The sequence below is a fragment of the Halolamina salina genome, from assembly GCF_054653455.1.
Genome location: NZ_BAAIGE010000002.1, coordinates 1,054,342 through 1,071,548 on the forward strand (window position 1 = coordinate 1,054,342; position 17,207 = coordinate 1,071,548).

Sequence of the window (17,207 nt, forward strand, 5' to 3'; positions counted from 1 at the left end):
AAGATGCCGCGAACGGGGATTACTCCAACTCGACTTCGATCTCGTTTTCGGTCACGTGGAGGTAGGCGATGTACTTCCGCCCGTCCGTGTCGTAGTCGATGACGCCCGTGGAGGCCGTCTTGTCGAGCTGTGAGCCCGAACTCTTCAGGTCGGCGCTGAGGGTAAAATCGTCGCCCATCAGTGCGACGTAGTGGTTCGAGAGCTGGTCGATCGTGGTCGAGTCGCCGGTCTCGAACGTTCGCGGCTCGTTGGGGGCGTCGTCGTGGCCGAACGTGACGTTCTGGCTCCCCTGGTACTCCAGACTCTGGCTGGAGGTGAAGTCGAGCACGAGCGTCCCGTCGTCGCCGTTACAGTCCAGCCGGATCGGCCCGCTCGATCCGGGGACGCTCGAGTTCTTCCACTCCTGACTCGCGGAGCTGTTCGCGTAGGTGACCGTCACCGACAGCGGGCCGACGCCCTGCTTGCAGCCTTTCGAGGTCACGATGTTGTACGTGAGCGTCTTCGAGCCCGACGTGACGGTGAAATCGACCTCCTGATTGTTGAACGAGTTCCCGTTCCCCTCCGTCTCCAGCGTCACGTTGAAGTCCGAGAGCGTGTGTCCCGGGGCTTTCCCGCGGGCGGTGACCCCGTCCTCGCCGAGCACTTCGAGCATCTCGAACTTCCCGATCGTGTCGGGGGTGACCAGCTCGACGGTCGCGCGCTGGCTGTCGTGGTCGACGGTCACCTCGCCGCTGGTCCGGCTCCGGAAGAACTCGGCCCAGCCCTCGTAGAACCGGCTCTGGACGGTGACGGTGACGTTCCCGGCCGTGATCGGGTTGTCGTACGCCGTCCCGTCGGGGTACGACGCGGAGCTGTTGGGGAACACCCGCCGGGAGTCGTTCGCCTGCGTGACGACGCCGGTCGTCCGACCCGACGCCTGCCCCTCGGTGGTCACCCTGATCGCGGGCAGCGTGAGCGTCGCGCGCCGGTAGTTGAACTCCGGCGGGGAGCGCATCACGCTGCCGTTGCCGCGGCGCTCCCAGACGCCGCCACCCTGATAGGCGATCTCCGTGTCGCCGTTCCGGTAGCTCACGGAGCCGAGCGAAGCGTTGTAGATCTGCTCCTCGTTCCCGGAGCCGGTGGCGTTGTGGTGGACGACCCGGATCCAGCCCGAGTCGTTCTCGGCGACGAACTCGCCGTCGCCGGAGGGGCCGAGATCGACGCGCTGGGAGCTGCTCTCCCCGAGAGCGACGATCGCGGCCTTGGAGTCGAACTGCGTGAGCGCGTGGCCGGCCTGTGAGGTCGTCGCCGTCCGCTCGGCGTCGGCGAACGCCTGCGAGCCGATGCCGACGACGGCGCCGGTGCCGATGATGGTGATACCGAGCAGCAACACCACCCCGACGACGCTCGAAACCCCACGGTCGGTCTCCGATACCATCACTGTCGACTACAACCTCCACGGGGATATGTCCTCCTCCCACGGGAAACGTGGCTGACAGGTCCAGTCATGCGACTCCATCCTCCTCCGTGACTTCGATCGGGTTCCCGTCGGGACCGTAGATCGTCCCGGTGGCGCCGCTGAGGGTGACGTACCGGAGCGTCCCGTCGCTGCCGTCGACGTACACCACTTCCAGCCTGTCGTCGCCGACGAAGTCGATAGCGGCGACGAACGTCGGCGCCGCGCCGCCCGTCAGGGCGGTCACCGTGCTGCTGCCATCGGTGTGGCGCAGTAGTTTGACGTTGTCGCTCCCGCCGACGAACGGGACGCGGTCGGGCTCGCCGTTGGCGAACTGCCTCGGCGCCCCGACGCCGATCCCGACGGCCGTACCGACGTTCGTTCCGGTGTCGACGGTGGTGTTGTCGTCGATGTACCTGATCCGTTGGGACGTCCCGACGTACACGAGGTCGGCGTCGCCGTCGTCGTTGATGTCGCCCACGCCGGCGATGGCGTTGGCCTCGACGCCACTGCCGCCGACGGTCACCTTCTCCGGACCGCTGCCGGGGCTGACACGGTAGATCGTCGCTTCGTCGTTGCCGCCGGTGTCCGAGCGGTTCATGTAGAACACGCTCGTCTCGCCGCGCCACTCACCCACCCCGACCACCGTGCCGTAGCTGTTCTGCTGCGGGCTGTACGCCGCGTCCCCGCCGGTCAGCGTCTGGACCTGGCCGTTCGAGTCGACCAGCTTGAGCTCGTTCGAGGCGGTGACGTAGGGGACCTCCTCGACGCCGTCGTCGTCGAAATCGACCTGTTTCGGGCCGATGGCGTTGGCCTCGACCCCGTAGTCGGTGATCTCGCCGTCGGGGTGCACCGTCGACAGGTTCCCCGTGTCGGCGTCGACGTAGACCACCGCTTCGGGGGTTCTCGGTCCCTCGATCTCCCGTTTCCCGCCCACGACGAGCTCGCGGTCCTCGTCGCCGTCGGTGTCGTGGTAGCTGACGGTCACCGGGCCGCCGGGGACGGTCCGGTTCGCGACCCGGTGTTCGGTCCGGAAGCTGACGTTCCTGCTCACATCGACGTTCTCCGCGGTGACGACGATCGTGGCCAGCGCGGGCTGGTCGTCCGGGGTCGGGCGGTTCACCACCCTGATCGAGTACCCCCCGCCAGCGCCCACGTCGCTGGGGAGCCAGACGCTCAGGCGGACGGTCCCGTTTCGCATCGTCCCGGCGAGCCGGTCGGCATCCTCGAACCCGGCAGCGAGCTGTTGGCCGGTCACGGTCAGTTCGTCGGTGACGACCGCGCGCTGTTGGTTCTCGACCAGCGTCCCGCCGGCGGTCAACAGCCCCGCGATCAGGACCGCCGTGATCGACAGCGTGAGCGTGTAGCCGAGCGCCGTCGAGACGCCGCGGCGGTCCGCGGCGATCGAGGCGTCAGGCTCCGGCGCCGGGGCGTCCTCACGCATCGGCCTCACCCGGCGCGACCCGGAACTCCGACTGGTAATAGACGTTCGACGTCCGGTACGTCACCTCGAGTTCGGCGCTGTACAGCGTCCGCGTGGCGGTCGGTTCGCCGGTGCCGTCGGCGCCGGTCTCGAGGCGGTCCAGCGGTCGGTCGACCACGACGGCGTAGGTGCCGACGACCTGTTCGTTCCCGTCGGCGTCGAGCGCGTCGACGTAGCTGATCGTGTACGCCCCGGAGAGGTTACCGAAGAAGCGCAGTTCGGGGCAGTCCTCACCACCGAGCGTGCCGGCTGTGAGGTCGACCACCGCCCGGTCGTCGGCACCGGGGGCGACCGTACAACTGTTCGTGTTGCCGGCGGGATCTTCGACGGTGACCGACACGTTGTTGGAGCCGCTCTGGTGGAGGTAGGCGGCCCACTCGTCGCTGCTGTCGTTGAACGTCACCCGGAAGGAGTCGTTGACGACGGGCGTGTCCGTCGACGCGAGCGAGTCCTGCGTGACGTTCAGGCGGAACGCCCGGGCTCGGCTGTCGTTCGCGACCGTCCACGTCGTCGCGTTGCCGTCGCTCGTGAAGTTCCGGTCGCTGGACTGGGCGATCCGGGTTCCGCGCGTCGAGTCGCGCAGGTCCAGGCTTCCGTCGGCCAGCGACACCACCGCGTGGGTGCTGGCGGCTTGGCTCCAGTCGCCGACAGTGTCGCTGAAGTTCTCGCGGAGCTGCGTGTACGTGGCGCTTCCGCCGCCGTCGATATCCCCGACGGTCGTCCGCGCCATCGCGGTCGCCTCGTTCTCGTACTCGATCGCCTCGCCCGTGCCCGGGCCGGGGTCGCGGGTGGCGACGTTGCCGGTGTAGATGGCGGCGTTGAGCAGCACCGCGAGCGTCACGAATATGATCGCGAGGGCGAGCGCGCCGACGAGCATCAGTTGCCCGCGGTCGTCTACATCCGCCATACGACCACCTCCACCTCCAGCACGTTGTACACCGGGCCGTCCGGGTCGGCGTCGTACCCCAGATACGTGCTGTTCGACATCGACGTGTTCTCCAGCGTCGTGGCCGCGGGCTCGGCCCGCTGGGCCGACTCGTTGATGCGGTGGAGCACGTCGTCGTCGTACACCGTGAACGACCGGGTGGCCGTCGAGGCGTGATCCGAGGGCGAGCCCAGATCGACCAGTAGCTCGGAGTCGCGGCTGCCCTCGCCCGTGAGGTAGAACACCTTCACGTTGAACGCGATGTTGCGCTCGCGGAGCGTCCGGTTGAGCGCCACCCCGAACCCCGTCGGCGGGCCACCCCCGTGGAACCCTCCCGCTTCGGCGCCGTCGAAGTGACCGTCCTCGTCCCAGCTGAGCAGCGTCGGCACGACCGAGCCCGTCTCGGCTTCGGCCGCCAGTATCCCCTCCGCGAGCTTTGCCTGTTGGTTCTCGATGTGCTGGCTGGACGTGCTGCCGGTGAGCGGGGTGACCGCCGTGACCTGCAGCGCGAACACGATGCTGGCCAACAGCAACATCCCCGCGGTGATCGCCTCCAGCGTGCGGGCCTGTCCGCGGTCGCTCACCACGCACGCACCTCCAGCCAGTAGTTCTCGCCGTCGATGGAGACGATCCGCCGGGCGGTCGTGACCGAGACGCTGCGCGGCGGGTCGCGCCCGGCTTGGTGCGTCCCGAGCGCCGCGGTGTCGGTCGTGTTCTCGATCCGGATCTGGACCGACTGCCCGGAGTCGAGACCGAACATCCCCTGTAGCGTGGTCGCGTTCGTGTCGAACCGACAGCCGTCGGCCGCCGGATCGGTGCCGTTCAGCTGCTCGAAGAACGCGACCGTACAGTCGCGGTCGAGCACGTACGGCTCCTCGGGCGTCCCCAGACGCTCGGTCGCCAGCGAGGTGGCGACCCGGTCGGCGACCTGCGTGTCGCCGGCGCCGAGAAACGGCGAGAACATCCCCGGGATCGTGGCCACGACGAACGTGACCGCCACGAGGAAGATCCCCACGCCGATGGCGTAGTCGAGCACGGTCTGGCCACGCCCGTCGTCGACGAACTCCCGGCGGCTCATACGACCACCACCCAGACCGCCAGCGCCAGCGTCTGCAGGATCACGACGAACTTCACTCCCGAGATGATCTGGGCGTCGCGGATGTACCCCGAGATGATCCCCGAGAGGACCGCCTGCAGCGTCACCGCGTGGAAGAACAGCAGCGAGAGCAGCTGGGTGTCGATGCTGGCGCCGAAGCTTATCCCGCTGCCGCCCGCGGAGCCGCCACCGCCGCTCCCACCCATCGACGCCATCGTGTCGAGGAACTGGACCTTCAGGATCGCCATCACCGCGAGCAGGGTGAGGTAGGTCATCAGGATGATCGCGACCTGCATCCGGGTGCGGGACTTGCGCTCGCGCTCGATGTCGTCCTGGTTCTCGGAGGACTGGGCCGCGGTCGACAGCACGTCGGTGATCTGACTCGACGCCTCCTGTGCCTCGGAAATCAGCTTGATCGTCCGGGCCAGCCGCGGGATGTGGTACTTGTTGTTGAACTCGACCATCGCCTCCCGCAGGCTCATCCCGTAGTTCACCTTCGCGTACATCACCTCGAACTCGTCGGCCAGCTTGCCCGTCGACGTGTCCGAGACCGTCTGGATCGACTCCAGCAGCGTCTGCCCGGTGTCGTTGGCCGAGGAGAGCTTCCGGAGGTTCTCCGAGAGCTTCCCGGTGATCGATCGCCGGGTGAGCCCGTTCCACTCGTAGAACACCGACAGCGGGAGGAGCACCATGTACGAGGGGATGTAGTACCACGCGAACGTCCCCCAGATCGGGTTCGAGATCATCCCGTCCCACGCCGTCGGCACCGCGCCGTTGATGAACAGGACGCCCACCACCGCGGCCGCCGTCGGCAGCGTGAGCGCCAGCGTGAACAGGGGGTTGTCCCGGAAGAAGATGTGCGGCGCCGACAGTAGCTGTCTCGTCTTGTAGTTCCCCTCGCGGGACTTGATGCGGTTGAACACGCTGAACCGTCCCGTGAACGCCTCGATCAGGCCGAGGTGGATCAGCCCCTCCCGCTGGCTGGCTTCGAGGCGCTCGCTCCCGTCCTGCGGCGAGAGGTAGCCGTCGCCGGGTTCGTCCTGTTTCACCGTCGAGATCATCACGAGGAACCCGACCCCCGTCAGCGGGATCAGCGCGTAGACGGTGCCGTAGATGAGCATCTCTCGGCCGCTGCCCATCATGCTCATGACCACGAGAATGATGATCAGCAAAAGCGGGAACAGCGACAGCGTCATGTACATCTCGCCGAACAGCTCCAGGGTCTCCAGCGTGGTCTCCTGCTCCTGTTTGGCGGTGCGCATGTGCTTCTCCTTCTTGTCGTAGAGGAACTGCTCCATGTCACCCCCGGAGTTGATGATCGAGAGCATGTCCGTGAGGAACTGCGAGAGTTCGTCGCTGGGGGTCTCCATCGACTGCTTGCGCACCGCGTTCCGGTAGTCGGTGCCGAAGTACTCCGTCTCGTTGACGATGCTCTGGAACTCCTTTGCGACCTCGCCGTACGTGTCGTCGGCCTCGGCCATCGACTCGAGGATCTCCAGTTGGTTCAGCCCCCCGACCGACAGCGCGTACATGTAGGAGACGGAGTCGGAGAGCAGCATGTTGATCTCCCGCTTGCGTCCGGACGCTCGGGAGTAGGGGATCGCCGCCAGCGTCCCGAACCCCATCCCGAACCCGATGCTCCCGAACACGAGTCCCGACAGCAGGATCGCGATCGGGACCGTCGCGGACTTGAGCATCGCGGCGGTTTGGGCGCTCCCGACGGGGATGCCGAGGCTGAGCGACTCCGGGGTCACCAGCCCGAACTCGAAGATCGCCCAGCCGAGCAGGCTGCCGAAGCCCCAGAGCAGGCCGCCGACGAGCACCCCGACCGCGAGCGCCCGGGAGAGGTAGAGCTCGACCGCCTGATTCATCCGGGCCTCGGTCAGCTTCTCCTCGACGTTGCCGACGAAGTCCCCCTCCGTGTCGAACAGGAGGCGGTACAGCGGGTAGAACGCGTCCGCCAGCGTTCCCCAGTCTTCGTCGCGGCCGTCGCCGAGTTCCAGACTCATCTACTCCTCTCCCTCCTCGTCGTCGGAGCTTTTGAACAGGTCGTCCGGGTCGTCGTCCGACGAGGTCTGGAACAGGTCGCTCGGGTCGTCTCCATCGGACGGGCTTTTGAACAGGTCGTCGATGTCGTCGGGTTCGTCGTCCTGATCTTCGTCGTCCTGATCGTCGTCATCCCGTTCGTCGTCGTTGTCGTTCGATTCGTCGTCCAACTCACCGAGGTCGTCGTCCGACTCCTCGGGCTCGTCGAGACCGGCACCCAGACCGTCGGGGTCGTCACCCAGATTGTCAGGCTCGTCGTCCAAACTGTCCGAGCGGCCGTCCGGACCCCCATTCAGACCGTCGGAGTCGTCGGTCAGTTCGTCGTCCGGACTGTCGGGGTCGTCCTCCGGATCGTCATTCTGACCGCCGAGGCCGTCGTCCAACTCACGGGGGCCGTCGAACTCGTCGCCCGGATTCTCGTCCAGATCGTCGCTCCCGTCGTCTTGACCGTCGCCCAGTTCGACGGGTTCGTCGTCTCGACCCTCGTCGGGTTCGTCGAACCCGCCGTCCAGATCCTCATCCGGCTCACCGGGTTCGTCGTCCAGCCCGCCGAGCCCGTCGTCTCGACCCTCGTCCAGTTCGTCGGGTTCGTCGGGTTCATCGGTGAGTTCGCCGGCTTCGTCGTCCAGACCGTCGTCGACCTTACCGGATCCGTCGTCGGAGGAGCCGAACGGCTCCGGCTCCGGACGGACGGTCAGATCGCTCGGGTCGTCCCATCCGGCGTCGTCCTCGTCCCACTGGATCGGCGGCTCGTCGTCCTCCTTGTCGGGATCGTCGTCGAGATCGTCGTCAAGGTCGTCGGGATCTTCGCCCCACTGGATTGCCGGCTCGTCGTCCTCGTCATCGGGATCGTCGCCGTCCTCGTCGCCGTCCTCGTCCCACTGGATCGGCGGCTCCTCGGGACCCTCGATCCCGCCGCCCTCGGGCTGATCGCCGGCTGGTTCGCTCGCGCCGGTCGGCGCTTCGTCGCTCCCGCCCCCGGCGTCCCGCTCGTCGCCGGGCTCTCGGTCGATCCGAGCAGGCTCGGAGTCGCCTCCGGCGGCGTCGGCGGTCTCGTCGTCGCCCGGTTCGAGCTCCGGCGTCGGGTCGTCGTCCGCTTCCTCCGCTTCCCCGTCCACGTCGTCCAGCGCCGCCCGCCCTTCGGGCTCGTCGAGTTCGACTCCCCCCTCCACCCCCGGCAGTTCGCCGGCGGCGTCCGGCGTCGCTTCCACGTTGCCCTGTGGCTGGCTCTCGACCAGCGCGTCGGCGACGGCGTCGGGGTTCTCACCGCGGTACTTCTCGAACAGCCGGTCCTCGGCCTCCTCGAGGATCCCCGCGGTCTCTTCGAGGATCTCGTCGTTGGGGTCCGGGCGGGGGACCATCTCCTCCTTCTCGGGATCGATGTCGATCAGCACGGACTCCATCTCCCGGAGGTCTTCGAGGGAGGCCTCGAGCTGGTCGTTTGCCATCAGCGAGAGGATCGTCTCGGGGTCGTTGATGAACGCCTGGAACGTCGCCGCCACCTGCGTGTACGTGTTGAGTCCCTCGTGGATCAGGTAGGCCAGCACCGTCTGCCGCTTGAAGATTTCGTCGTCGAGCCGCTGGCGGTCCCACCCGCGGTCGAACATGATCTCGTCCAGCGTGTTCGAGTCGCCCATCTTCAGGAACTCGTCCGTCTCGGCCTGCCACTGGTAGACGTCCTGAACGTTGATCTCGTCGTTCTCGGCGTCGTAGTGGTTGATCTCCGTGAGGGACTTGTTCCGGCGGACCTTGTGGCCCTGCACCCGGGTGGAGGTCTGGATCGAGACGAGGTCCAGCGCCGTGAACATCGTCTTCGAGACGTTGATCGGCTCGGTGGTGAACCGCTTGAGCACCTCGCCCACGTTGTCGGCGTGGAACGTCGTGTACGTGGTGTGGCCCGTGGACATGACCTGGAACAGCGTTCGCCCCTCCTCCCCGCGGATCTCGCCCATCACGATGTAGTCGGGGCGCTGGCGGAGCGCGGCCTCCAGCAGGTCGAACTCGTCGACGTCGCCCTTGTCGTCGTCGGAGAACGAGGGGCGCGTGACCGAGGCGATCCAGTTGCGCTGGGGAAGCTCGACCTCGCGGGTGTCCTCGATCGAGACAATCTTCGTGTTCGACGGAATGAACAGCGAGACGGCGTTCAGGCTGGTGGTCTTCCCGGAGGCCGTCCCGCCGGCGAAGATCAGCGACTTGTGGTTCTCGATACATAGCCAGAGGAACGCCATCTGGTCGAGGCTGAACGTCTGCCAGTTGATGAGGTCCACCGGCGTGAACGGCACGTCCTTGAACTGGCGGATGGTGTAGTTGGTCCCGTGGTCGGAGACCTCCCTCCCCAGCGTGAGCTGGGCACGGGAGCCGTCCGGGAGCGTCGCGTCGACCTGCGGGCGGCGCTTGGAGATACCCTTCCCCGAGCGCTGTGCCAGCTTCACGACGAAGTCGTCGAGCTCGTCCTCGCCGTGGTAGACGTTGGTGATGATCTGCTCGTAGTCGGAGTGATAGACGAAGACGGGGGAGTTGTAGCCGTCACACGAGATGTCCTCGACGTTGATGTCGTGTTTGATCCCGTCGATGCGCTCGTAGCCGATGAAGTCCCGTTCGAGGAAGTACAGCAGCTTCTCGACCTGATACTCGTTGAGCGTGTCCTCGTCCTCCTCGAGCAGCGCGGGCTCGGGTCGGACCTCGATCCCCTCCAGCTGCCGGACGCCCTCGACCGGCTCCTCGTAGCCCAGCAGGTCGACGACGCGGCCGGAGATGCCGCGGCTCGGGTCGAGGCCGAACGCGTCGGCGACGCGGTTGCCAAGCCCGCCGCGCTCGCCCGGCTCGTCCGGATCATCGTAGAGGTCGTAGCGCTTGAGCAGCTCCCGCGTCCGGCTCTCGATCACCGACCGCCGGTGGTCCTCGTCGCCCGCGGTGCCGCCCTCGTCCTCGTACTTGATCGACGCCCGGAGCTTGTCGGTCAGGTAGTCGCTGAGCTCGTCCTCGATCTGGGTGAGGTGAGGCTCGACTACGTAGTATTTGATCTCGTTCTCCTTCGTGGAGTGGAAGATCACCACGTAGGAGTAGGGTTTGTTCACCCAGTAGCGGTCCCGCTCCCGAAAGTGCTGTTTCTTCGCCAGCGGGACGGTCTTCTCCAAGTCGTAGCGGTTGGCGACGGTCGTCCGTCCCTGCGTGTCCGAGAAGAACGCGTCCTCGTCGATCTCCTCGTCCACGTCGACGGTGCGCTCGTCGACCAACTCCTTGAGCTCCTCGCCCGCCCGCTTACAGTCGGCCATCGTCTGGTCGATGGTCTCGGCGGGGAAGCCAAGCGCCGTCCCGGGGTCGAACTCGACCGGCTCACCGTCGCTGTCGGTCGGCGCCTCCCCCTCATCGTCGTAGAAATACTCGCGCTTGTAGTCCTCCCAGCCGTAGATGTCCTTGATGACCGGCGTCTCGTCGTAGCCGATCAGCTCCGAGTAGTCGGTGATGTCCGCCGCGACCCGGCCGGCGGCGCCGATCCGGGCCTCGATCTCCCACGGCGGGAACCCCAGATACTCCTCGGGGTCCACGTCGGTCCGTTCCCAGTCCTCGGGCGTGAGTTCCCGCTCCTCTTCGCCCCAGCGCTCGCTGCCCGGCGTCTCGTCGAACCGCCGGTAGAGCGCTCTCGCCGCCTCGCTCTCACCGTGCTCCCGAAGGAAATCGTCCCACGTGTACGAGCCGACGACGGCGTCCGGAGCCGTCCCGGTCCCCTCCCCGGGTTCGACCCCGTCGTCCACGTCTCCATCGAGTGGGCTCGGGGTCGAGTCCCCCTCGTCGGTAGCCATTGACTACTTGGACAACAAACTCCGCACGCAAAAACTCTCCCCCCGGAGTATCAACACGGAGAACTGCAACGACGAAGCTCTTTGGGGTTCCGGTCCCCCACTCCGCCCATGCGCGACCTCGACGAGACGGACCTGCGGATCATCGAACTGCTGGCCGCGGACGCCCGCCGGCCGTACAGCGAGATCGGCGACGACGTGGGACTCTCGGGACCGGCGGTGTCCGACCGCGTCCAGCGACTGCGGGACTCCGGCGTGCTGGAGCGGTTCACGGTCGACGTGGACCGCTCGCAGCTCCGGGCCGGCGTGCCGGTGTTCGTCCGCCTCGTCGTCGACGACGGGCTGGCCGAACTCCGGGAGCGCGTCTCGGCGGCGAGCGCGGTCGAGCACCTGTTCGTCACCGCCGACGAGGAGCTGCTGTTCTCCGCCCGCGCGGAGGCAAACGGCGTGCGCGACTGGCTGACCGATCTCGTCGGCGACGCCGACGTGCGCGACCGCGAGGTGCGCGTGCTCGACGAGATGGAGTGGAGTCCCGCGCTGGGCGGTGTCGAGTTCGCGCTGACGTGTGACGAGTGCGGCAACACCGTCGACAGCGAGGGGGAGACCGAGCGCCTCGGCGGCGACGTGTACCACTTCTGCTGTCCCTCCTGTCGCTCGCGGTTCGTGGAGCGCTACGAACGGATGGAGGAAGGGGCGGAGTGATCGTGGTTGGGTCGTTGATTAGGTGATTTTCGGCTTTTCGTGGTTCGGAGTTACTGTAACAGCGACAGCGCCTCGATCGTTGGCACCTTGTGACCGCACCGCCCCGCACCGCCCTCACTGCTCGCGGCTCAATTCGTTCGCCGCTCGCTTCGAGCCGATTTGCATCGCCTTCGGCGAGTTTTTCCCGCCTCGCTTCCTCCCCAGCCGGCTCGCTCCCGTCGGTCGCTCGTCCTCCGAGAGAGCAAGCTCTCTCGTAGCACTCCCGTTCGCCAATAGAAAATCGCCGATTTCTGATGCCGGATCTCGTGTCCGACACACTGCGGTCGCAAGCGGCCTACGGACGAGATACTCACCGAACATCTTCTCGGTAGGGATCAGCCGGATACCGGCAGCACTAATTGCCAGAGGCCGACCAACAAACAGCATGATCATACGCATCTGGCACGGATGGACGACGCCCGAGAACGCTGAGGAGTACGAACGGCTCGTCGTCGAAGAGAACTACGAAACTATCGCCGAACGAACCGGCGACGGATACCGTGGGTTCGAGATAGCTCGCCGTGAACAGGACGGCGACGAAATCAAGTACGTCACCATTACGCGGTTCGACTCGTGGGAGGCCGTCGAAGAGTTCGGCGGTGAGAACCCCGAAGAAGCATACGTCCCGCCGAAAGCTCGGGAACTGCTCACCGATTACGACGAACGAGTGGAGCACTACGAGGTGCGGGACGGCGAAGAAATCTGAGGGGCTGACTGCGAACCGCCGAATCAGTTCCGGGTGAGGGCGATATAGCCGACAGACTCGCGGTGTGTTCGACGAGAGAGTCGACACCGCTGAGACCCACGGCGAGGGTGACCACCTCCAACTCTCCGACGAACGCGCGGGGTTCGGCACCGTCTCCGTCGGGTTCGAAGGAAACCGCACCGTCGTAGTCCCCGATCTATCGGGCCGCGAGACCGTGTTGCGGGTGGCTTTCGATCCCGGAATAGTTGCCCGCGGTGACCGAGTCGTGGTCGGAGAGAAACGCAGCAATCTTCGTTGCGGTGCGCTCGGTGTCGGTCCAGCTACCGGCCTACTTCCCGAACTCCTCCGGCTGAATGCGGGAGAGCCGCATCGCGTTCCCCGTCACGCCCAGCGTCATCCCGGCGTCGCCGATCAGCACCGCGGCCCAGATCGGCACCAGCCCGAACGGGACCGCCAGCGCGAGCCCCGCCTTCACCGCGAGACTGGTCCAGATGTTCTGCCGGATCACGCCGTTGGCGTCGCCCGAGAGCTCGTAGAGGTACGGCAGCCGCGAGAGGTCGTCGCCCATCAGCGCGATGTCGGCGGTCTCGATCGCGGTGTCTGTCCCCGCCGCGCCCATCGCGACGCCGACGGTCGCCGTCGCGAGCGCGGGCGCGTCGTTGATCCCGTCGCCGACCATCGCGACGCCGCCGTACGCCTCGTCGAGCTCCTGTACCGCGTCGACCTTGTCCTCCGGGAGCAGTTCGGCGCGGTACTCGTCGACGCCCACCTTCTCGGCGATCGCGCGGGCGGTCCGTTCGTTGTCGCCAGTCAGCATCACGACGTGCTCGATGCCCAGTTCGTGCAGCCGGGCGACCGCGCGCTGTGCCTCCGGCCGCACATCGTCGGCGACGGCGATCACGCCCTCGATCTCCTCGTCGGTCCCGACGAGTACGACGGTCTTTCCCTCCGACTGGAGGTCGGGGACGACCGTCTCCAGCAGGTCTACGCAGTCGTTGCGCTCACAGAGCTGCTGGCTCTTCTTGGTGACCATCCCCCCGTCGGTCGCGGCGTGGACGTGGTTCAGGTCGAAGCCCAGTTCCTCGAACAGCCCCGGCTTTCCGGCGTAGTGGGTCCGGCCGTCGAGATCCGCCCGGACGCCCTTCCCGGTGATGCTCTCGAACTCCTCGACCCGGCGGTCGTCGACGCCGCGCTCGTCGGCGCGCTCGACGATCGCCTCGCCGATGGGGTGTTCCGACCGGGACTCCAGCCCCTTCGCACACCGAAGTACGTCAGCCTCGGTGTGGTCCCCGAGCGGGACCACGTCGGTGACGCGCAGTTCGCCGACCGTGAGCGTCCCCGTCTTGTCCAGCGCGACGGCGTCGACCGCGCCCATCGCTTCGAGGTGGTTCCCGCCCTTGATCAGCACGCCGTTTTTCGCGCCACTTGTGATCCCCGAGACCACGGAGACGGGCGTGGAGATGACGAACGCGCAGGGACAGGCGAGCACCAGCAACGTCAGCCCGTAGACGATCGCCTGCGTCGTGGAGACGCCGAGCAGCGAGGGCGACGCCAGCGTCACCAGCACCGCGAAGACGACCACGACCGGCGTGTAGTAGCCCGCGAAGCGCTCGACGAACTGCTCGCGTTCGGTCTTGTTCGACTGGGCGTCCTCCACCATCTCGATGATCCGGGAGAGCGTGTTGTCGCCGGCCGCGGAGGTGACCTGTACCTCCAGATACCCCTGTTCGTTGACCGTCCCGGCGTACACCTCGTCGCCGGGCGTCTTGTCGACGGGCACGCTCTCGCCGGTGATCGGCGCCTGATTCACGGCGCTCTCGCCGTCGATCACCTCGCCGTCGAGGGGGATCTTCTCCCCCGGCTTCACGACGACCACGTCGCCGACCTCGACCTCGTCGACCGGGACGGTCACTGTCTCGCCGTCGCGTCGGACCGTCGCCTCGTCGGGCGAGAGATCCATCAGCTCCTGCAGCGAGCTCCGCGCCTTGTCCATCGAGTACCGCTCCAGCAGTTCGGCGACGCTGAACAGGAACGCCAGCGTCGCGGCCTCCATGTACAGCGCCTCGCCGAAGCCGAGGCTGACGGCGACGGCGCCGCCGATCGCGAGGCTCATCAGCAGATCGATGTCGAGGTTGCGGTTCCGCAGCGAGTAGTAGCCGCCGCGGACGATCTCCTGCCCGCCGGCGACGACTGCGGCGAGGAACAGGACGTCCGCGGCCGACAGCGTCACTCCCCCGGCGGCGAGGAGTTCGGGGTTCACTCCCGGGAGGAGGAACTCCAGCAGCAGGCCGAGCGCGGTGAACACGCCGCTGATCCACGTCTTGATCGCCCGGCGGCTCCGCCAGACGCTTCCGACCTCGGCGACGCCGCCGTCGTCGCCGTCGGCGGTCGACTCCGTCACCTCGTAGCCGGCGTTCTCGACCGCCCGCGTGATCGCCTCGGCGGTAGTCTGCTCCCGGTTGAAGGTGACGGTGATCTTCCCCGTCGTGGGCTGGGTCTGATAGGCGGTGACGCCGTCGACGGCGCCGACCGCGTTCTCGACCTTGCCGGCACAGGAGGCACAGTCCATCTCCGGGGCGGTGAACGTCTCCGTCGTCTCGCCGACGCCGGACTCGACCGCGTAGCCCGCCTGCTCGATCCGGTCGGCCACGTCCTCGGGACTCGTCTTCTCGGGGTCGTAATTCACGGTAACCGTGCCGGTGGTGATCTGCGGGTCCACGCCGTCGACGGCGTCGAGTTCGCGGACGCTACTCTCGACTTTCCCGGCACAGGACGGGCAGTCCATCTCCGGGACGTCGAGTTCGAGTGACTCCCCGCCGTCGGGCGGCGCCCGCGGGTCGTCTGAGTCGTCGGCGGTCATATCCGAGCGTAGTCGCTCGTCGGTTAATAATCCCGCTGCTAAATAGACGGGTCAGTATGCGCTACTTTGGTAAATGGCCTCCTTTGGGTTATTAAGAATCGGTCGGCGTGGCGGTCGCGACGGCTCGGCGATGTCTATCGAGGTTGGCGTCGACACCGGCGGTGAACATAGTGGGATTCGAACCACGGTCGGACGTGCTCGCTCGCGGTCGCTCGTTCCGCGCGACCTCCCTGTTTCGGAACCCCACCGAGCCGTTTTCACGGCTCACTTCGTTCGCCGGAAAACGGGCGTGGTGGGATTCGAACCCACGATCGAGGAGTTAGGAACCCCTCGCCTTGTCCGCTAGGCCACACGCCCTACTGGCCGCTACCGGCCCGGGGGGCAAAAGAACCCGCTTCGGCGTTAGTTGCTGGACGTCTCTGTCTCGGTCGCCGTCTCCTCCTCGTCCTCGGTGTCCGAGGTCGTCGAGGAGGTGGTGTCGTCCGAGTCCGGCCCTTCCTTCATCTCTTCGAGCTCCTGGTTCAGCTCCTGTCGGCCCTTCTGGAACTCACCCATCGCCTGCCCGGTCGACCGAGCCAGCTTCGGGATCTTGTTCGCCCCGAACAGGAGCACGAGCACGAGGAGGATGATGACGAGTTCGGGCCCCCCGGGGATCGGTACTTGAAGCGGCGCAGTCTGGAACATCTCTATGCGGATGTACCCCACTCCCGACTATAGGCCTTTTGGAAATCGGGGGGAGCGCTTTTCCCGACGAGGGCGTACGGTACTCCATGGACGACACCACCCCGCCGGCGGTCGGCGACGACGCGCCGGGGTTCACCGCGCCCGTCGCCGACGGCGACGGCATCACGCCCCGATCGCTCGATGCGTACCTCGACGGAACGCCGACCGTACTGGCCTTCTTCCCCGCTGCGTTCTCCGGCACCTGCACCGAGGAGTTCTGTACGTTCCGGGACCGACTCGGCCCGCTGGCCAGCGACGCGGCGACGGTGCTCGGGATCAGTACCGACCTCCCGTGGGCGCTCGCCGAGTTCCGCGATGCAGAGTCGTTGCCGTTCCCGCTCGTCGCCGACAACGACGGCGTGATCTGTGCCGACTACGGCGTCCGGACGCGCTACGAACGTCTCGGCATCGACGGCGTCGCCCGCCGATCGGTGTTCGTCCTCGACGCCGACGGCGTCGTCACGTACCGCTGGCTCGCCGACGAACCCGGGAACGAACCGGACTACGCGGCGGTCGAGGAGGCAGTCCGGGACGCCGCGGAGGGCTGACCACCCGACGACCTTTTTCCGTCGGCTCCGTGAGACGAAGCGTATGGCCACGGATGTCTCCGATCACGAGTACGACCCGCAGGAGGAGCACGCCTTCCCGGACGACCGACTCAACGAGGTGCTCCCGGCGCTGGTCGAGGACCCCGAGGTCGTCGCCTACCTCGAGGCCCAGAACGTCAACGCGGTCACGCGGAAGGGGTACAACGACCACGGCAGCAAGCACATCGAGATCGTCCGGAACCGCGCGCTCCGGCTGTACGACCTGCTGAAGGCCGGCGGCGTGGAGTTCAACGGCGCCAGCGATCAGGGGCTAGACGAGGCCGACGAGCCGGTGATCGTCGCACTCGCGGCGACGCTGCACGACGTTGGCCACGTCGTCCACCGCGACGAGCACGCCTACTACTCGATCCCGCTGGCGGCGGACTTACTCGACCGCTTCCTCGACCAGTTCTACGACACGCCCGAGAAGGTGCGCGTGAAGGCGGAGGTGCTCCACGCGATCCTCTGTCACCATACCGCGGAGACGCCGCTGACACGGGAGGCGGGCGTGATTCGGGTCGCCGACGCGCTCGACATGGAGCGCGGCCGCTCGCGCATCCCCTACGAGGAGGGCGGCCGGGGGATCAACACCCTCTCCAGTCAGGCGATCCGGGAAGTGACGCTCCAGCCGGGCAACGGGACGCCGGTGCTCGTCGAGATCGAGATGATCAACGCCGCCGGGGTCTACCAGGTCGACAACCTCCTCAAGGACAAGCTCCGCGACTCGATGCTCGAGGACGACGTCCGCATCGTCGCCGTCAACACCAAGGGCGACGACGATCTGGTCGAGCGGATCGAACTGTAG

The 17,207-nt window shown here is 66.9% G+C and carries 13 protein-coding genes, 1 tRNA gene and 1 pseudogene; 4 read left to right on the forward strand and 11 right to left on the reverse strand.

Translation table 11 applies throughout. The annotated features are described in order from the left end of the window. Positions 1-19: 19 nt before the first annotated feature. The 7 genes from ACYQZ5_RS05990 to ACYQZ5_RS06020 all read right to left on the reverse strand — a co-directional run bounded on the left by ACYQZ5_RS05990 (position 20) and on the right by ACYQZ5_RS06020 (position 10,788). Complete coding sequence (locus tag ACYQZ5_RS05990) at positions 20-1,417, reverse strand: DUF7289 family protein (RefSeq protein WP_379730692.1); 1,398 nt, start codon at positions 1,415-1,417, stop codon at positions 20-22. A gap of 67 nt (positions 1,418-1,484) precedes the next feature. Beyond that, positions 1,485-2,879: a DUF7266 family protein gene (locus ACYQZ5_RS05995; protein ID WP_379730691.1), complete on the reverse strand. Its 1,395-nt coding sequence runs from the start codon at positions 2,877-2,879 to the stop codon at positions 1,485-1,487. Continuing rightward, positions 2,872-3,825, reverse strand: coding sequence for a DUF7261 family protein (locus ACYQZ5_RS06000; protein WP_379730690.1), 954 nt, complete (start codon positions 3,823-3,825; stop codon positions 2,872-2,874). The genes ACYQZ5_RS05995 and ACYQZ5_RS06000 overlap by 8 nt, the downstream gene beginning before the upstream one ends. Then, entirely contained in the window at positions 3,813-4,427 is a 615-nt protein-coding gene (locus ACYQZ5_RS06005) for a DUF7288 family protein (protein WP_379730689.1), read from the reverse strand. Before ACYQZ5_RS06005 ends, ACYQZ5_RS06000 begins: the two co-directional genes overlap by 13 nt. Further along, positions 4,424-4,921 carry a DUF7287 family protein gene (locus ACYQZ5_RS06010; RefSeq protein ID WP_379730688.1) on the reverse strand — a complete coding sequence of 166 codons (498 nt, stop codon included), beginning with the start codon at positions 4,919-4,921 and terminating at the stop codon, positions 4,424-4,426. The genes ACYQZ5_RS06005 and ACYQZ5_RS06010 overlap by 4 nt, the downstream gene beginning before the upstream one ends. Then, entirely contained in the window at positions 4,918-6,948 is a 2,031-nt protein-coding gene (locus ACYQZ5_RS06015) for a type II secretion system F family protein (RefSeq protein ID WP_379730687.1), read from the reverse strand. The genes ACYQZ5_RS06010 and ACYQZ5_RS06015 overlap by 4 nt, the downstream gene beginning before the upstream one ends. Next, positions 6,949-10,788: a type II/IV secretion system ATPase subunit gene (locus tag ACYQZ5_RS06020; RefSeq protein WP_459845497.1), complete on the reverse strand. Its 3,840-nt coding sequence runs from the start codon at positions 10,786-10,788 to the stop codon at positions 6,949-6,951. It abuts the gene before it with no gap. A gap of 108 nt (positions 10,789-10,896) precedes the next feature. On the opposite strand from ACYQZ5_RS06020, the gene ACYQZ5_RS06025 reads away from it, so the two are divergent. Both ACYQZ5_RS06025 and ACYQZ5_RS06030 read left to right on the forward strand, forming a co-directional pair. Further along, positions 10,897-11,487, forward strand: coding sequence for an AsnC family transcriptional regulator (locus ACYQZ5_RS06025; RefSeq protein WP_379730742.1), 591 nt, complete (start codon positions 10,897-10,899; stop codon positions 11,485-11,487). Between the two features lie 424 nt (positions 11,488-11,911). Next, positions 11,912-12,232: an antibiotic biosynthesis monooxygenase family protein gene (locus ACYQZ5_RS06030; protein WP_379730741.1), complete on the forward strand. Its 321-nt coding sequence runs from the start codon at positions 11,912-11,914 to the stop codon at positions 12,230-12,232. Positions 12,233-12,428: 196 nt separating this feature from the next. Here ACYQZ5_RS06030 and ACYQZ5_RS06035 read toward each other — a convergent pair. The 4 genes and pseudogenes from ACYQZ5_RS06035 to ACYQZ5_RS06050 all read right to left on the reverse strand — a co-directional run. After that, a pseudogene (locus ACYQZ5_RS06035) lies at positions 12,429-12,530 on the reverse strand (hypothetical protein); the annotation flags it as partial. A 30-nt stretch (positions 12,531-12,560) separates the two neighbouring features. After that, complete coding sequence (locus ACYQZ5_RS06040) at positions 12,561-15,092, reverse strand: heavy metal translocating P-type ATPase (RefSeq protein WP_379730740.1); 2,532 nt, start codon at positions 15,090-15,092, stop codon at positions 12,561-12,563. A 284-nt stretch (positions 15,093-15,376) separates the two neighbouring features. Beyond that, positions 15,377-15,449 (reverse strand) — tRNA-Arg (locus ACYQZ5_RS06045). A gap of 45 nt (positions 15,450-15,494) precedes the next feature. Continuing rightward, on the reverse strand, positions 15,495-15,776 hold the full coding sequence (locus ACYQZ5_RS06050) for a Sec-independent protein translocase subunit TatA/TatB (protein WP_379730739.1): 282 nt from the start codon (positions 15,774-15,776) through the stop codon (positions 15,495-15,497). An 86-nt stretch (positions 15,777-15,862) separates the two neighbouring features. On the opposite strand from ACYQZ5_RS06050, the gene ACYQZ5_RS06055 reads away from it, so the two are divergent. Both ACYQZ5_RS06055 and ACYQZ5_RS06060 read left to right on the forward strand, forming a co-directional pair. Next, positions 15,863-16,363, forward strand: coding sequence for a redoxin domain-containing protein (locus ACYQZ5_RS06055; protein ID WP_379730738.1), 501 nt, complete (start codon positions 15,863-15,865; stop codon positions 16,361-16,363). 43 nt (positions 16,364-16,406) lie between these two features. Beyond that, positions 16,407-17,207 (forward strand): HD domain-containing protein, encoded by an 801-nt coding sequence (locus ACYQZ5_RS06060; RefSeq protein WP_379730737.1) that lies wholly within the window; start codon positions 16,407-16,409, stop codon positions 17,205-17,207.

Bases quoted from the DNA above. Each gene is read 5' to 3' on its own strand.
- ACYQZ5_RS06020 (WP_459845497.1), bottom strand. From the start codon at position 10,788: ATGGCTACCGACGAGGGGGACTCGACCCCGAGCCCACTCGATGGAGAC.
- ACYQZ5_RS06015 (WP_379730687.1), bottom strand. From the start codon at position 6,948: ATGAGTCTGGAACTCGGCGACGGCCGCGACGAAGACTGGGGAACGCTG.
- ACYQZ5_RS06050 (WP_379730739.1), bottom strand. From the start codon at position 15,776: ATGTTCCAGACTGCGCCGCTTCAAGTACCGATCCCCGGGGGGCCCGAA.
- ACYQZ5_RS06025 (WP_379730742.1), top strand. From the start codon at position 10,897: ATGCGCGACCTCGACGAGACGGACCTGCGGATCATCGAACTGCTGGCC.
- ACYQZ5_RS05995 (WP_379730691.1), bottom strand. From the start codon at position 2,879: ATGCGTGAGGACGCCCCGGCGCCGGAGCCTGACGCCTCGATCGCCGCG.
- ACYQZ5_RS06000 (WP_379730690.1), bottom strand. From the start codon at position 3,825: ATGGCGGATGTAGACGACCGCGGGCAACTGATGCTCGTCGGCGCGCTC.
- ACYQZ5_RS06010 (WP_379730688.1), bottom strand. From the start codon at position 4,921: ATGAGCCGCCGGGAGTTCGTCGACGACGGGCGTGGCCAGACCGTGCTC.
- ACYQZ5_RS06060 (WP_379730737.1), top strand. From the start codon at position 16,407: ATGGCCACGGATGTCTCCGATCACGAGTACGACCCGCAGGAGGAGCAC.
- ACYQZ5_RS06030 (WP_379730741.1), top strand. From the start codon at position 11,912: ATGATCATACGCATCTGGCACGGATGGACGACGCCCGAGAACGCTGAG.
- ACYQZ5_RS05990 (WP_379730692.1), bottom strand. From the start codon at position 1,417: ATGGTATCGGAGACCGACCGTGGGGTTTCGAGCGTCGTCGGGGTGGTG.
- ACYQZ5_RS06055 (WP_379730738.1), top strand. From the start codon at position 15,863: ATGGACGACACCACCCCGCCGGCGGTCGGCGACGACGCGCCGGGGTTC.
- ACYQZ5_RS06040 (WP_379730740.1), bottom strand. From the start codon at position 15,092: ATGACCGCCGACGACTCAGACGACCCGCGGGCGCCGCCCGACGGCGGG.